This is a genomic window from Streptomyces sp. NPDC012827, from assembly GCF_042900905.1.
GTDB classification, from domain to species: domain Bacteria; phylum Actinomycetota; class Actinomycetes; order Streptomycetales; family Streptomycetaceae; genus Streptomyces; species Streptomyces gulbargensis.
This window is the reverse complement of the sequence record NZ_JBIBBY010000013.1, coordinates 162,055-176,494: the sequence shown is the minus strand read 5'-3', so window position 1 is coordinate 176,494 and position 14,440 is coordinate 162,055. Positions and strand designations below refer to the sequence as shown.

General features: G+C 74.8%; 14 protein-coding genes. 5 read left to right on the top strand and 9 right to left on the bottom strand.

Annotation, left to right across the window (positions count from 1 at the left end; genetic code table 11):
- Positions 1-286: 286 nt before the first annotated feature.
- Together ACFY60_RS26980 and ACFY60_RS26975 are read left to right on the top strand one after the other, a co-directional pair.
- Positions 287-1,081: a polysaccharide deacetylase family protein gene (locus ACFY60_RS26980; RefSeq protein ID WP_388613909.1), complete on the top strand. Its 795-nt coding sequence runs from the start codon at positions 287-289 to the stop codon at positions 1,079-1,081.
- A 912-nt stretch (positions 1,082-1,993) separates the two neighbouring features.
- Positions 1,994-3,589 (top strand): helix-turn-helix domain-containing protein, encoded by a 1,596-nt coding sequence (locus ACFY60_RS26975; RefSeq protein ID WP_388614150.1) that lies wholly within the window; start codon positions 1,994-1,996, stop codon positions 3,587-3,589.
- A 21-nt stretch (positions 3,590-3,610) separates the two neighbouring features.
- Here the strand turns inward: ACFY60_RS26975 and ACFY60_RS26970 are convergent, their stop codons facing one another.
- From ACFY60_RS26970 to ACFY60_RS26955, 4 genes are all read right to left on the bottom strand, one after another.
- Positions 3,611-4,798: a globin domain-containing protein gene (locus tag ACFY60_RS26970; RefSeq protein WP_388613906.1), complete on the bottom strand. Its 1,188-nt coding sequence runs from the start codon at positions 4,796-4,798 to the stop codon at positions 3,611-3,613.
- Between the two features lie 89 nt (positions 4,799-4,887).
- Positions 4,888-5,328, bottom strand: a complete 441-nt coding sequence (locus ACFY60_RS26965; protein ID WP_388613903.1) for an RrF2 family transcriptional regulator — start codon at positions 5,326-5,328, stop codon at positions 4,888-4,890.
- Between the two features lie 44 nt (positions 5,329-5,372).
- Positions 5,373-5,822, bottom strand: coding sequence for a peroxiredoxin (locus tag ACFY60_RS26960; RefSeq protein ID WP_388613901.1), 450 nt, complete (start codon positions 5,820-5,822; stop codon positions 5,373-5,375).
- Positions 5,823-5,883: 61 nt separating this feature from the next.
- Positions 5,884-6,477 (bottom strand): PadR family transcriptional regulator, encoded by a 594-nt coding sequence (locus ACFY60_RS26955; RefSeq protein ID WP_388613898.1) that lies wholly within the window; start codon positions 6,475-6,477, stop codon positions 5,884-5,886.
- A gap of 191 nt (positions 6,478-6,668) precedes the next feature.
- On the opposite strand from ACFY60_RS26955, the gene ACFY60_RS26950 reads away from it, so the two are divergent.
- Together ACFY60_RS26950 and ACFY60_RS26945 are read left to right on the top strand one after the other, a co-directional pair.
- Positions 6,669-7,154 carry an SRPBCC family protein gene (locus ACFY60_RS26950; protein WP_388613896.1) on the top strand — a complete coding sequence of 162 codons (486 nt, stop codon included), beginning with the start codon at positions 6,669-6,671 and terminating at the stop codon, positions 7,152-7,154.
- A 38-nt stretch (positions 7,155-7,192) separates the two neighbouring features.
- Complete coding sequence (locus ACFY60_RS26945; RefSeq protein WP_388613893.1) at positions 7,193-7,507, top strand: CU044_2847 family protein; 315 nt, start codon at positions 7,193-7,195, stop codon at positions 7,505-7,507.
- A 28-nt stretch (positions 7,508-7,535) separates the two neighbouring features.
- Here the strand turns inward: ACFY60_RS26945 and ACFY60_RS26940 are convergent, their stop codons facing one another.
- The 5 genes from ACFY60_RS26940 to ACFY60_RS26920 all read right to left on the bottom strand — a co-directional run bounded on the left by ACFY60_RS26940 (position 7,536) and on the right by ACFY60_RS26920 (position 12,875).
- Positions 7,536-9,155, bottom strand: a complete 1,620-nt coding sequence (locus ACFY60_RS26940) for a PHB depolymerase family esterase (protein ID WP_388613890.1) — start codon at positions 9,153-9,155, stop codon at positions 7,536-7,538.
- Between the two features lie 147 nt (positions 9,156-9,302).
- Positions 9,303-9,623 (bottom strand): cupin, encoded by a 321-nt coding sequence (locus ACFY60_RS26935; protein WP_309058172.1) that lies wholly within the window; start codon positions 9,621-9,623, stop codon positions 9,303-9,305.
- A gap of 289 nt (positions 9,624-9,912) precedes the next feature.
- Positions 9,913-11,574, bottom strand: coding sequence for an acyl-CoA dehydrogenase family protein (locus tag ACFY60_RS26930; protein ID WP_388613886.1), 1,662 nt, complete (start codon positions 11,572-11,574; stop codon positions 9,913-9,915).
- The gene (locus ACFY60_RS26925; RefSeq protein ID WP_388613883.1) at positions 11,558-12,175 is read right to left on the bottom strand and encodes a TetR family transcriptional regulator; all 618 of its coding nucleotides are present in this window, start codon (positions 12,173-12,175) and stop codon (positions 11,558-11,560) included. The genes ACFY60_RS26930 and ACFY60_RS26925 overlap by 17 nt, the downstream gene beginning before the upstream one ends.
- Before the next feature lie 115 nt (positions 12,176-12,290).
- Positions 12,291-12,875, bottom strand: a complete 585-nt coding sequence (locus tag ACFY60_RS26920) for a TMEM165/GDT1 family protein (protein ID WP_345277844.1) — start codon at positions 12,873-12,875, stop codon at positions 12,291-12,293.
- Positions 12,876-13,299: 424 nt separating this feature from the next.
- Between ACFY60_RS26920 and ACFY60_RS26915 the strand changes: the two genes are divergently transcribed.
- Positions 13,300-14,403: a PP2C family protein-serine/threonine phosphatase gene (locus ACFY60_RS26915; RefSeq protein WP_388613880.1), complete on the top strand. Its 1,104-nt coding sequence runs from the start codon at positions 13,300-13,302 to the stop codon at positions 14,401-14,403.
- The last annotated feature ends 37 nt before the right edge of the window (positions 14,404-14,440 follow it).

Genomic DNA, 14,440 nt, shown 5'->3' with positions numbered 1-14,440 from the left:
CGGCCCCTGCCCCCGACCGTCTCCGACTCCCCGGCCCGCACGCGCCCCGCCCCCCGCCCCCGGCCCGCACGCGCGCCCCAGTCCCGCACGCGTCCCGGCCCGTGTGCCTCACGGGCCGGACCACAGCCCCGCGCATCCCCACAGCGCCTCGCGCGCCCCCGGCGCACCCCGCCCGCGCCCCCGGTATACACCGTGTGTAGAGTGCCGGGAGCGGCCGGACGGCACCGCCCTGACCAGGCGGTGGGCAGCCGCCGGCGAAGCCACCACCGGGGAAAGCGGGTACCACATGTTCCGATCCAGGACGGGCCGTCGCAGGGGCGCTCTCGCCGCGCTCGCCGCGGCGTCACTGATGCTGACGCTCGGCGGCTGCGGCGTCGACGCCGTCACGCCCCAGGACGCGCGGGAGGACGCGCGGGAATCGGCCGGAGCGGACGGCAAGGCGGGCTCGGCGGCGCGCCGCGTCGACTGCGAGAAGGTGAAGTGCATCGCCCTCACCTTCGACGCGGGCCCCGGCAAGGACACCCCCCGGCTCCTCGACATCCTCAAGGAGAAGGACGTTCCCGCCACCTTCTTCCTCCTCGGCAGGAAGCACGTGGACCGCTACCCCAAGGTGGTCAAGCGCATCGCGGACGAGGGTCACGAGGTCGCCAACCACACCTGGACCCACCGGATCCTCACCGACCTCGACGAGGCCGAGGTGCGCGAGGAGCTGTCCCGCACCCAGGACGCCGTCGAGCGGATCACCGGCCGCAAGCCCACCCTCATGCGCCCGCCCCAGGGCCGTACCGACGACACGGTCTCCGAGGTCAGCCGGGAGCTCGGGCTCGCCCAGATCCTCTGGAGCATCACCGCCAAGGACTACGCGACGACCGACACCGCGCTCATACGTCAGCGGGTGCTCGACCAGGCCCACGGGGACGGCATCATCCTCCTGCACGACATCTACGACGGCACCGTCCCCGCTGTCCCCGGCATCATCGACGAACTCAAGAAGCGGGGCTTCACGTTCGTGACGGTGCCCGAACTGCTGGCCCCCGGCACCGCGGAGCCGGGCACCGTCTACCGGCCCGAGAAGGACTGACAGACCCACCGAAAAGGCGTGAGGTGACTCACACCGGGCGTGGCCGGTACGCGGAACACCCGGAAAAGGTTTATCGTTCATCTGTATGTGACTGCGAAGGGGTCCGGTCCCCAGGTCCCCCCTCGAGGTGACCGCCCTCGCGTCACACCGCCGAGTCCCGGTTGGAACCCCCCGTCCACCCGGGGCTCGGCCTTTTCCGTCGGCTCACACGGCGCACGAACGGCGCGCACGACGGCGCATGGGACACCTTCGGGTGACTCCCCGCATGACGGACCCTCCCTCGGGCAGTGATCACCCGGGTCGGCGAAGAACTCCCGCCGGCCCCTCTGACCAGGCACGACCGTAGGGGCGTCCATGCACCACCCCACCCCGCCCACCCGCCGGGCCCTCCTGACCGCCGCCTCCGCGCTGATCCCCGCCCGCTGCGCCTCCGTGACCCCCGCCGGCCCCGGCGTGCCGGCGGACTTTGCCGGCCGGACCGCCGGGGACCGTCTCCTCAAGGCCGCCGCACACCGCCCCGTGGCCGAGCGGCCGGCCCGGCGGCCCCTCACCTTCCCGGTCAGGGCCCGTGCGCCGGGCGAAGACCCGATCCTCCCGGCCGGCCGCCTCGGCGCCGGCCCCGGCGAGCCGTCTCCCGCGCTCGCCACGGGCGCGACCTTCCGCGCCCACGGCGACGGCTGCCCCGCTGTCGCCCGCGACCCGCTCCCCGGCGACCGGCACCACCGGCCCGGGGCCGGTGGTGCCGTCGACACCGCCCACGCCGAGGCCCGGACGCCCCCGTCCGGGCCTCGCCCGCCGGGCTCCACCGCTCCACGCCGCCACCCCTCCCGGCAGGCCCCCGACGCAACCCTGCACGGCACGCGGCATTGGATAGGGTGGCGGCGTGGAGCGGGTTGGGAAGGCAGGGCGGCAGTGACGGACTTCGACGCGGTCGACGCGCTTCTCGCGGCAGTCGCCCCCGAGGCGGAGCTGCCCGCCCCCGAGGAACGCATCCGGCTGAGGGAGAGCGCCCGGCTCACCAAGGCCCAGGTGGCGCGTGCCCTCGGCGTGAGCCCCACCACCCTCGCCGGCTGGGAAGCGGGCCGCGAACCCTCCGGGGAGACCCGCACCCGCTACGCCTACCTGCTCGACGGACTCCGCGCCAAGCTGGACATCCCCGCCGCACCGGCCCCCGCCCCGCCCGCCCCGGAACGCGACCCCGCCCCGGCGGGAGGGCCCTCGCCGGAACGGGCGCCCGCCGCGGACGACGGCGAACGGCTCGCCGAGCCCCGTCCGTGCGTCCTGTGCGGACACCCCGCCCACCATGAGGTCGCCGGCTTCGCCCAGCACCTCGACCCCGCCGACTGCGAGGCCGCGTCGGCCCCCCGGGCCGTCCCCGCCCCGGCCACCGCGTCCCCCGCGGGACCGCGATCCACCGCCCCGGCGGCCCCGCCGGCGCGCCCGGCCGGGCCGGCACCGCGCCGTAACCCGGCCGCGTCCGCCGGAACCGCCACGACCGCACCCGCCCCTCGCGCGGGAAAGGCGGCGGGCCGGACGCCGAGCAAGCGCGCGTTCCAGGAGCCGGCGCCCACCCCGCTCGGTACCCTCCAGGACTCCGTCCGCGCCGCCCTGGAGCGGCACGGCGGCGACACCGAGGCCGCCACCGCCGACCTCGTCCGCACCGCCATCCCGGACGCCATGGCGCTGCTCGACCAGTGCCGCACCGGAGCGCGCTACGAGATCGTCGCCCACCCGCCGCTCCCCGGCATCCTCCGCAAGAAGACCTCGCGCGGGGCGGACGAGATCTGGGAGGCGCGACCCAAGTGGACGCGCCCCGCCCTGCCCCCGGGACCGCAGGAGGTCACGGCCCTCGACATCAACGGGGCCTACCTCAGCGCCCTCAAGACCCATCTGCCGCTCGGCGCGCTGGAGCACCACACCGGCGGCGCCCACGACCGGCGCCGGGCGGGCGTCCATCTCATCACCCCGCCCGAGTGGCACCACGAGCACGAGCTGCCCAACCCCCTCGGCTCCCGCGACGAACCGGGACCGCTCTGGGTCACCGAGCCGACTCTCCGATTGCTCCTGCGGCTCTCCTCGCCCGCGTACGGGCTGTGCGAACCGCCCGTCATCCACGAGTCCTTCACCTCGGGCTCGACCGAGAACCTCCTGGAGAAGTTCCGCACCACACTGCGCGAGGCCCGGGCCGAGGCCCTGGAGGCCGGGGACGACATCACCCTCGAATACGTGAAGGCGATGTACTCCAAGTTCGTCGCCACCATGGGCGAGTCCAACTACAACCGGGAGCTGTACCGCCCGGACTGGATGCACATCATCCGGTCCCAGGCCTTCGCCAACCTGTGGACGAAGGCCTACAAGGCGTACGAGTCGGGTCTGACCGTGGTGCGGGCCATGGGCACCGACGAGCTGCACGTCATCGGGGACTGGCGGCGGGTCTTCCCGGAGGGACGGGGCGTCACCGAGGTCAAGGTCAAGGACGTGTACACGGCCCAGGACGACGAGGGCTGACACCCGCGCCGGCTCCCGCCGTCAGCCTTCCGCGCCGAGCCACAGGTCAGGGCCGAAGACCTCGTAGTGCACGTCGGCCGGGGCCGTGCCGAGCGCCAGCAGGTCCCCGCGGACCGCGCGCAGGAAGGGCAGCGGCCCGCACAGGTAGGCGGTGAGCCCGCCCGGAAGGTCCAGCGCCCGCACGTCGGCCCGGCCCGCACGGGCCCCGGACCCGCCCGGCTCCTCGTACCAGAGGTGCAGCGAGCCGTGCGGGAGCGCGCCGACGTGGCGGCGCAGTTCCCCCGCGTGCGCGTGCGCCGCGGGGGAGCGGTCCGCGTGCACGACCACCACCCGCCGGGTCGATCCCGTGGCCGCGAGCCGGCCGAGCATCGCGAGGAAGGGGGTGCTGCCGATGCCGGCGGAGGCGAACAGCAGGGGCCCGTCGCCCTCAGGCAGGACCAGGTCGCCGAACGGAACCGACACCTCCAGCGAGTCACCGGCCCGCGCGTGGGCGTGCAGCCACGAGGAGACCTCGCCCGCCGGGTCGCCGCCGGCCCGCTTCACCGTGATCCGCCACCGCGGCAGGCCGGGCGCCGAGGAGAGGCTGTACTGCCGTATCTGCCGGGCGCCGTCGGGAAGCGCCACCCGCACGCCGACGTACTGCCCCGGACGGAAGGCCCCCGGGGCCGAGCCGTCGGGGTGTTCCAGGAAGAAGGAGACGGTGTCGGCGGTCTCCTCCCGGCGCGCGGCGATCCGCTGGGTGCGCCACACCTCGCCCTCGGTGGTCCCCGCCTCCTGGTACAGCCGGCTCTCCACGGCGACGAGCGCGTTGGCCATGAGCCAGTACACCTCGTCCCACGCGCGGGCCACCTCCGGGGTGACCGCGTCGCCGAGGACCTCGGCGATCGCGGCGAAGAGGTGCTCGTGAACGGTCTTGTACTGCTCCGAGGTGACGCCCAGCGAGGCGTGCTTGTGCGCGATGCGGCCCAACAGCGCGTCGGGGCGCGTGTCCGGCCGGTCGAGCAGCGCCACGGCGAAGGCGGCGATGGAGCCGGCGAGGGCGCGGCGCTGTTCGCCGTTGGCCTGGTTGCCCCGGTTGAAGAGGTCCCGCAGCAGTTCGGGGTGGGCGTCGAAGAGGCGCGCGTAGAACCGCTCGGTGATCCGGTCGAGCGCTCCGCCGACGGCGGGCAGGGTGGCGCGGACGACCGGGACGGCCTGCTCGGACAGCATCGGACTTCCTATCAGGTAGATGATCTACGTGTTTTGAGGAGTGCACTCGCCGACGAGGGGGACAGGAGGTGCGCGTCGGGCCGGCGCTCTCAGAGGGGGCGGCGGGTCACGGAGAGAAGAAGGGGTCCCGTCGGGGATTCCACGAGGTCCGCCACCGTCAGCGGGTCGAGCGTCCGGTGGAAGGCCTCCTGCGCCTCGCGCAACGCTCCGCGCAGCCGGCAGGCGGCGCGCAGCGGGCACGGCGGATCGGCCTCACAGGCCACGACCTCCTCCTCGCCCTCCAGGGTCCGGACGAGCCAGCCCACCGACGAACGACGGCCGGACTCGGTCAGCAGCAGACCGCCGCCCCGCCCGCGCCGGGCCTCCACCACCCCCAGATGCTGAAGGCGCGTGACCACCTTCGCCATGTGGGCGTGCGGGACGTCCATCGCCTCCGCGACCGCGCGCGTGGTGACGGACTCCTCGGGCCCGGTGACCGCCAGGCGCATCACGGCACGCAGCGCCAGGTCGGTGAATTTGGTCAGCCTCACGGGGGCCGACCGTACCAAAGGCGAATGTGGGTGACGTATTTGGGTCAGGGGCGGCGGAGCGCGGCGAGCGCCCGGTCGGCGTGTGCGCTCATCCGCAGCTCGCTGCGCACGGCTTCCCGCACCCGCCGGTCCTGTCCGATCACGAAGGTCACCCGCTTCGTCGGTGCGAGGGAGAAGCCGCGCTTCACCCCGAACCGGGCGCGCAGAGCGCCGTCCGGGTCGGAGAGCAGGGGGAATCCGAGCGAGTGCCGTTCGGCGAACTCCCGCTGCCGGTCGACCTCGTCGGCGCTGACGCCGACCGGTCGCGCCCCCACCGCGTGGAACTCGGCCGCCAGATCCCGGAAGTGGCAGGCCTCGGCGGTGCAGCCCGGAGTGAGCGCCGCCGGGTAGAAGAAGAGGACGACCGGCCCGCCGGCCAGCAGCCCCGTCAGGGAACGGGGCGTCCCCGTCTCGTCCGGAAGGGTGAAGTCCTCGACGAGGTCACCGATGTTCATGCAGTCCGTCCCCGATCCGTGCCCGCCGCGCACCGGTGAGTCCGGTGGCCGGCCGGAGACGTTACCGCAGAGTACGTTCGGTGGGGACCCCGGCCGGGGCGCCGGCGGCGCGGGCGTCCAGGACGGCGAGCACCCGCTCGCCCCACCGCAGGTTCTCCTCCTCCAGGAGCCGGCCCCGCAGGAGCGTCAGATACGGTCCGACCCGCTCCGCCTCCCGCAGGTACGTCTCCTCGTCCCTGCCGTCCAGCAGCCACTCCCGCAGCCGTTCGTACCGCGCCAGCTTGCCCCGCGCGGTCTCCATCCGGTCCGCCACGAAACCCCGGACCGCCTCCGTGTCCCCGCTGTCGCACGCCTGGACCTGCACCATCAGCTCGTCACGGACGGCGGTCGGGCGCGGCGCCGTCGTCGTGTACGCGTACAGGTCCGCGCGTCCGGCCTCCGTGAGGCGGAACATCCGCTTGTTGGGACGCCGTTCCTGCTCGACCACCCGGGCCGTGATGAGTCCGGCCTCGGAGAGCCGGTCCAGTTCGCGGTAGAGCTGCTGCGGGGTCGACGCCCAGAAGTTGGCGACGGACACGTCGAAGATCTTGGCGAGGTCGTACCCGGATGCCTCACCCTCCAGGAGAGCGGCGAGAACGGCGTGCTTGAGCGACATCCCGACACGCTAGCAGTCCGTTGAATAGTTTCCTCCGCACCTATTCAACGCAGGCCCCACCCCGGGAGCCGGGGTGACGGCCGCTCCCCCGGGCGGGGGCGCTTCGCTGGCAGCGTGCGGCGGGGCCCGCCTACTGTGGAGGAGGGAGGAGAGGCCAGAGCGCGCGGGGGCAGACCCGGAGGAACGGCACGATGGACAGCGACGCCTTCGTCTACACCACGTACATCCGGACCACGCCCGACGACCTCTGGAAGGCCCTCACCGAACCCGAGCTCACCCGCCGGTACTGGGGCGTCGCCTTCGAGACGGAGTGGACGCCGGGCGCCGCCATGGTCTGGGACGAGGGCGGCCGGCGGACCTCCGACCCCGAGCAGATGGTCCTCGAGGCCGTGCCGGGCCGCCTCCTCTCCTACACCTGGCACACCATCACCCCCGCCTGGGCCGAGGCCGTCGGCATAGGTGACGAGGTCTACGCGCGGCTCGCGGCGGAACGCCGGTCCAAGGTCACCTTCGCCCTCGAACCCGCGGGGGACATGGTCCGGCTCACCGTCACCCACGACGACCTGGAACCCGGCGGCACGATCCGCGAACTGATCGGCGAGGGCTGGCCGGCCCTGATCTCCAGCCTGAAGTCGCTCCTGGAGACCGGCGAGGAACTCCCGCAGCCCCCACGCTGACAGCCCCCTCACCACCCCCGCCACCCGAAGGAGTCGCCGTGCCGGACGTCACCGAGGTCGAGGTCGGCGCGGGTGGCGCCACGCTCCGGGTGGAAGCGCGGCGCCTCGCCCCCGACGAGGGCCTGGAGGGGTTCGGCGGCCGGCTGCCCGACCTCTCCGCCGTCACCGAGGCCCTGTCCGCCTTCGCCGAACAGATCGGACAGGCCCTCGACCGGGCGGCCCCCGACCGGGCCACCGTCGAGTTCGGCTGCCAGCTCTGCCTGGACGCCGGCCGCCTCACCGCGCTCGTCGTCCAGGGCAGTGCCCAGGCCAGCCTCCGCGTCACCCTCGAATGGGACAGGACCGGCCGCTGAACCCCCGGCCCACCCGCGGATCACTTCCTCACGGGCTCGTCCGGTACTCCACCGTCAGCGTCACCGGCGCGTCCCGGTTCACGAAGAGGTACGCCGTCCCGGCCGGAGCCGCCGCGAACCCGAGCCGCATCTGGGTGGTCCCGCCCCGGTTCAGCGCCGCGACCGCCGCGGCCGACAGCTCCGACGACACCGCGCTCCCCGAGAAGAAGGCCGGCACCTCCGCCCCGCCCGCGACCGTCGCCGGCGCCGACCAGTCCGTGGCCTCGACCGCGCAGCCGCCGAAGCAGCCCGACCGGACGTCCACCAGCAGCCGGTTCCCCGCCGGCGAGGCCCACGGGTCGCCCGAGCCACCGCTGCGCGCGACCGTCAGCCAGGCCCGGGCGACCTCCGCCCCCGCCGGAATCCGGGAGGTGTCGAAGGAGACCACCGACCGGTTCACGCGGCCGTCCGCGCCCCGCCCCACCGCGAGCCCGTACGAATCCTCCAACGTGCCGACCACCGCGCCCGACCCGTCGGCCGCCGCCTTCACGTACCCGTCCTCGGCGTCCGCGCTGGACAGGACGGCCCGCCCCGGCGCGGGCGGCGGCGTGCCCACGCCGCGCAGCGCCCGCACCATCGCCATCACGGCCTCGATCTGCTTCCCACCGTGCCGCGCGTACGCCCGGTCACCGAGGTAACCCCACCAGTTCCAGCACCCGTTGGGGTTCTCCAGGGTCGCGGTCGGCGCCGCCTGCGGGTAGAGCACGATCAGGTCGTTGGTGTCGGCGTACTCGTTGAGGTAGGCGCCCTCCACGAACCGCGTCCCGAACCCCTGGTACGCGTACCCCTGCTTGCAGCCGTGCAGGGCGACCAGCAGCCGGCAGCGGGCCCCGGCCGCGCAGGACGACGGCACGTACGCGAACCCTTCCGCACCCATGGACAGGGCCGCCGCCGAACCACCGGGGGCGTACGCGTTCTGGTCGAACCGGATGAGCGAACCACCCGTCCCCGACCCCGGCGCGGCCACCGGACCGAGCAGATGCCCGAGCAGCGCGCCCGGCGCGTCGATCCCGCAGTCGTTGAGGTACGGACTCGCCGTCACCGCGCACGCGTTGGGGCCGAGCGGCGTGACCCACGCGTGCCCGGCCGCCGAGGACCGGTCGTGGCGCACGCGGGCGCCGAACCGCCCGAAGTGGTCCGCCAGCGCGTCCACCACCGGCCGCTTCACCGTCGTGTCGTTCGCACCGCCGAAGACGTACACCGGGTCCCCGGCCAGCTGCTCCACCGGATCGATCAGCCCCTGCGCCGAGCGTTCCCGCGTCAGCCGCTCCAGGGCCGCGGGATCCAGCGGCTGCGTGGTGTCCATGCAGGCGTTGAGCGCGGTGGACAGCGAGCCACGCGCGCAGTCGTACGGCCCCGAGGCGAAGGACGCCGAACCCTCGAACGTACCGGAGTACGCCACGTGCAGTTGTGTGGCCATGTAGCCGCCGGACGACACGCCCGCGCTGAACACGGCGCCGACGTCGTACGCCCGCAGGGTGCCGGGCACCGGCGGGGGAGCGGCGGCCCCCGCCGTTCCGGCGGACGGCGCGAGGACGGCCGCCACGCTCAGCAGCAGCGCCGCGAGACGGCGCCGCCGGCGAGGGCGGGGCAAGGAGAAGGGACGCATGCGGACTCCCGGTGGCTCGTTCCTGACGGAGGGTCGGCCGGGAGGCTACGACCGGCGCCCGCCCCGCTCCATGGCCCCGGACGCCACAACCCGCCCCGCGCGGTGTGGCGGCCCGTCACCTGGCGTCCCGCGCCACCGGGGGCAGGGTCAGTCGTTGACGGCCGTCAGGAGGACCACCGCGTCCTCCAGGGCGGTCAGCCCGTGCCGCTCCTTGGGGATCATCCGCAGCTCACCGGCGGACATGTCCGCCGACCGCTCCGCCGCCGTCAGCCGCACCCGGCCCCGCAGCACCTGGAGGCTCGCGGCGGGCGGCGCGTTGTGCTCGTCCAGGGCGGTGCCCGAGGTCAGGGCGATCACCGTCTGCCGGAGCACGCCGTCGTGCACCACCAGGTGGGCGCTGCGGCCGTGCTCCGCGGTCCGGGCCGCGGCCAGGTGCTCGTCGGCGAGGGCGCTGAGGTCCAGGTTCATGTCTCTCCCTACGGCATCCGCCGCTCCGAGGTGACCGGGCGGCTACCCCCAAGCCTCTCGTGCGGCGCGCGCGGCGCAACTCGGCGCGTGGGGGCGACGGGCGGCGCGCCGGGGACGGCCCCGCCCCCGGTGCGCCGCCCGCTCCGTACCTCCGGCCGCGTCGCCGGCCACCCGCTCAGGCCCCGGCCGGCCCCGGGTCGCGGGAGCCGCATCCCCCCGCGCACGGGTGCGGCCGGCTCCGCGCCCCGCCTGCCGGGGAGAGCGGCGGCCACCCGCCCCGCCCACCCGCTCAGGCGGCGGTACCGGTCTCCGCGTCCGGCACGCTCCGCGCGAGGATCGCCGCCGTGTCCACCCCGCCCGGCAGGGTGCCGAAGGCCAGCCCCCGGTCGCCGTCCAGCCGCGAGGCGCAGAACGCGTCCGCCACCGCCGGATGCCCGTGCCGGACCAGCAGCGAGCCCTGGAACACCAGCGCCATCCGCTCCACGAGCCGCCGCGCGCCGAACTCCACCGCAGCCGGGTCACCGAGCCCCGCCAGGTCCTTGCGCAGCCCCGCCACGGCCGCGTCCAGGCGCCGGTCCGCACCCGCGGCCCGCTCAATCTCCGCGAAGAACGCCTCGACGGCCCGCGGCTGCCGGCCCATCGCCCGCAGCACGTCGAGCGCGGCCACGTTCCCCGAGCCTTCCCAGATGGACGGCAGGGGCGACTCCCGGTACAGCCGCGGCAGCCCCGAGTCCTCGACGTAGCCGTTGCCGCCCAGGCACTCCAGCGCCTCCGCCGCGTGCGCGGGCGCCCGCTTGCAGACCCAGTACTTGGTGACCGCGAGGCCGAGCCGCCGCAGCTGCTCCTCCTCCGCGTCGCCGCGCGCCGCCCGGTCCACCGCCCCGGCCAGCCGCAGCGCGGCGACGGTGGCCGCCTCGGCCTCCACGGCCAGGTCCGCGAGGACGTTCCGCATCAGCGGCTGGTCGGCGAGGCGGGCCCCGAACGCACGGCGGTGCGTGGTGTGGTGCGCCGCCTGCACCAGGCCGTACCGCATCCCGGAGGCGGAGCTGACGGCGCAGTCGAGCCGGGTCATGTTCACCATGCGGATGATGGTGGCGACCCCGCGCCCCTCTTCCCCGACGAGCCGGCCGAGGGCGCCCTCGTACTCGATCTCGGAGGAGGCGTTCGACCGGTTGCCCAGTTTGTCCTTGAGCCGCTGGAGGCGGATCGCGTTGCGGGCGCCGTCCGGCAGGACGCGCGGCACCAGGAAGCAGGACAGCCCGCCGGGTGCCTGCGCGAGGGTCAGGAAGACGTCCGACATGGGCGCGGAGGTGAACCACTTGTGCCCGGTCAGCGCGTACAGGCCGGGCTCTCCGGTGGGGACGGCCCGCGTGGTGTTCGCCCGGACGTCCGAACCGCCCTGCTTCTCGGTCATCGACATCCCGGCGATGATCCCGCGCTTCTCCGCCGGCACCCGCAGGCCGAACTCGTACGCGGGGGAGGAGAGCAGCGGCTCGTACACCTCGGCCAGCTCGGGCTGGACGCGCAGCGCCGGGACGGCGGCGTACGTCATCGAGACCGGGCACAGGTGCCCGGCGTCGGCCTGCCCCCACACGAACACCTTCGCGGCACGCGCCACGTGCGCGCCCGGCCGCTCGTCGCGCCAGGGGGCGCCGTGCAGCCCGTGGCGGACCGCCACGCCCATCAGCTCGTGCCAGTACGGGTGGAACTCGACCTCGTCGATCCGGTGGCCGAACCGGTCGTGCGTGTGCAGCACGGGGGAGTGGCGCTCCGCGAGCCGGCCCCACTCCTGGGCCTCGGCCCCGCCCGCCCGCACCCCCAGCTCGCGCACCTCGGGCTCCGCCCAGCCGGCGCCCTCACGGCGCAGCGCCTCCAGGAGAGCGGGGTCCGCGGAGACGTCGTAACCGGTCAGGGGCGGTACCTGGTTGGTGACCTCATGCGTGGTCGGCATCGGGAACTCCCAGTGCTCGCAGGGTGAAGGTGACGAGTGCGGGTACGGTGCCGGGCCCGACGGACCCCGTCGCCAGCGGCCCGACGAGCGCCTCGGCACCGGCGCCGACGAGCGCCGAGGCCGTGAGGGCCGGGTCCTGCGGGGGCAGCTCGCCCGCGCGCACGCCGTCCCGCACGTGCGCGGCGAACACATCGCGGAAGGCACGCCGGAAGACGAGCCGCTCGGCGTCCACGGCCGGGTCGACGGGCTCCGCGAGCAGGGCGTAGGCGAGCCGCGGCGACTTGAGGGCGCGCTGCGCGAAGGTCTCGATCACGGCCACCACCCGCTCGGCTGCCGAGGCGTGTCCGGGGTGCGCGGCCGCCGTGGAGACCGCGGCGACCTCCCGGCGTACGACGGTCCTGAAGAGTTCGACGGCGAGTGCGGACTTGCCGTCGAAGTGGCGGTACACGCTGCCGGTGGCGATACCGGCCCGGGCGGCGACGGCCGCCATCGTGCAGCCGGCGTAGCCGTGCTCGGCCAGCAGCCCGAGCGCCGCCTCGACGACGGCGGCGCGCTGGGCGTCCAGCCGGGCCTGGACGGCGGGGGTGCGTCGGTAGGGCATGAAAGGAGTGAAGCAGTGATTCACTTCTTCATCAAGGGGACGGACGAAGGGCGCCTCCCCGGGGTGGGGAGGCGCCCTTCGCCCGCGTTCGGCGCGCTCGGTCCGGCGGGACCGGTCAGCCGGTGAAGACCTCCGTCAGCGACCAGATCGCCAGGCCTGCCATGCAGACACCGCCGATCCGCTGCACGGTCTTGAGCGGGACGCGCTTGGCGATGAAACGCCCGGCGACCAGAGCCAGGGCGGAGACGCTCGTGAGGGCGGCGAAGGAGCCGATCGCCGTGGACCAGGTGCCGTTGGTGGCCGCCAGGTTCGCCGTGGTGATCTGCGTCAGGTCGCCCCACTCGCTGATGAACACGGCCGTGAAGGCGGTCGAGAAGACCGGCCAGAAGCCGGTGACCGTACGGCCGCCCGCGTCGTCCTCCTCGTCGTCGTCCCCGCCGCGCAGCAGGACGTACGCGCCGAAGCCGAACAGCAGCGCCGATACGAGCTTGACGGTCCAGCCGGGCAGCAGTCCCAGCAGACTGCCGGCGCCGACGGCGATGGCGACGTGCGCCAGGAAGGCGGTCGACGTGCCGAACCAGACGTACAGGGGACGCATCCGCGTGCCCATGGCGAGGGACGCGAACATCGTCTTGTCGGGAAGCTCGGCGAGGAAGATCAGCCCGAAGGCGGTGAGGATCGCCAAGGGGTCGAGGTGCATACCGGGGCTCTCTGCTCGGTCCGGGCCCGTGGACCGGCACGGCGCCTCGGTGGGCGGCGGGAGGACCACTCGGCCCGGCATGACGGACCACGCCCGCACGGACGCGGACGCGGTTGTTGCCTGGCCGAAGGTCTCGCCCGTCCGCGCCGCACTCGGCGTACGCGGACCCGGTCACCGGGAACCCGGGGGCTCCAGTGTGTCGACGACCGGTTCGCGGGGCTACTCCCCTTCGCTGACCCCGAGTGTAGCCGACCTGGTCACCGGGGCCCGGACCCGATCACGGCCTGCGACGCGCCACCCCGGCCGGGACCCTTCGCCACCCCGGCGAAGACCCCGCGCCACCCCGCGCGGGCCGCCCGGCGGGGACACGCCCGGCGCCGGCGGCCGCCCCGGGACGCCCGGCGTCCTTGCGTACGATCACCGAATGTCCACGGCCCGTCACCGGCGCCCGCACGGCGCGGCGACGCGCACCCAGTTCCACCTCGGTCGCGCTCTGCCCCTCCTGGTGCTGCTCCTCACCGTCCTCGTCGACCTGCTGACCCCCGACCGGGAGCGTTTCGACCGCTTCCTCGTCGCCGCGCCCGCGCTCGCCGCCGTCACCTGGAGCGTGCCCTGGACGATCGGCTTCGGCCTCGCGTCGATGGCCCTGCGCGCCCTGCTGGGCGTCCAGCGCGGCGAGGGCCTCGCCCCCGAGTTCCTCGTCTCCGAGGCGACGCTCGCGGGCGTGACCGCCGCCGCGGCGTGGGTCAGCCGGGTCCGCACCCGCTACGAGCAGGACCTGGCCGAGGTCACGGCCGTCGCCGAGGTCGTCCAGCGCGTCGTCCTGCGCCCGCTGCCGCCCCGGCTCGGGCCCGTGGAACTGCACCTGCTGTACGTGGCGGCCGCCGCCAAGGCCAGGATCGGCGGCGATTTCTACGAGGCCGTACGGGTGCCCGGCGGTGTGCGCCTCATGCTCGGGGACGTCCAGGGCAAGGGCCTCGGGGCGGTCGAGACCGCCTCCGTCCTCCTCGGCGCCTTCCGCGCGGCGGCCGACGAGGCCCCCGGCCTTCCCGAGCTCGCCGACCGGCTCGACGAGGGGCTCGCCCGCTTCGGAGCCCTCGCCCCGGCCTCCGAGGCCACCGAACGCTTCGCCACGGTCCTCCTCCTGGAACTCCCCGAAGGCCGCGACGTCGTCCGGCTCCTCAGCCGCGGCCATCCGCCGCCGCTGCTCCAGCACGGGACGACCGTCACCCCGGTTCCCTTCGCCGAGCCGTCCCTGCCGGTCAACCTGGCCGGCCTGGCCGACACCGTCCACCGGGTGGAGGAAATTCCCTTCGGTCCCGGCGACCGGCTGCTCCTCTACACCGACGGCGTCAGCGAGTGCCGCGACCGGGCCGGCGCGTTCTACCCGCTGGAGGTCCGGCTGCGGGCGTGGACGGACAGACCGGCCGGCGAGGTGCTCACCCTCCTCCACCGGGACCTCGTCACCCACTGCTCCGACCGCATCGACGACGACGTGGCCGCGCTGCTGGTGGTCCGCCCGCCCTAGGCCGCCCGACCCCCGGCCGCACGCTGACCGGGCCGGT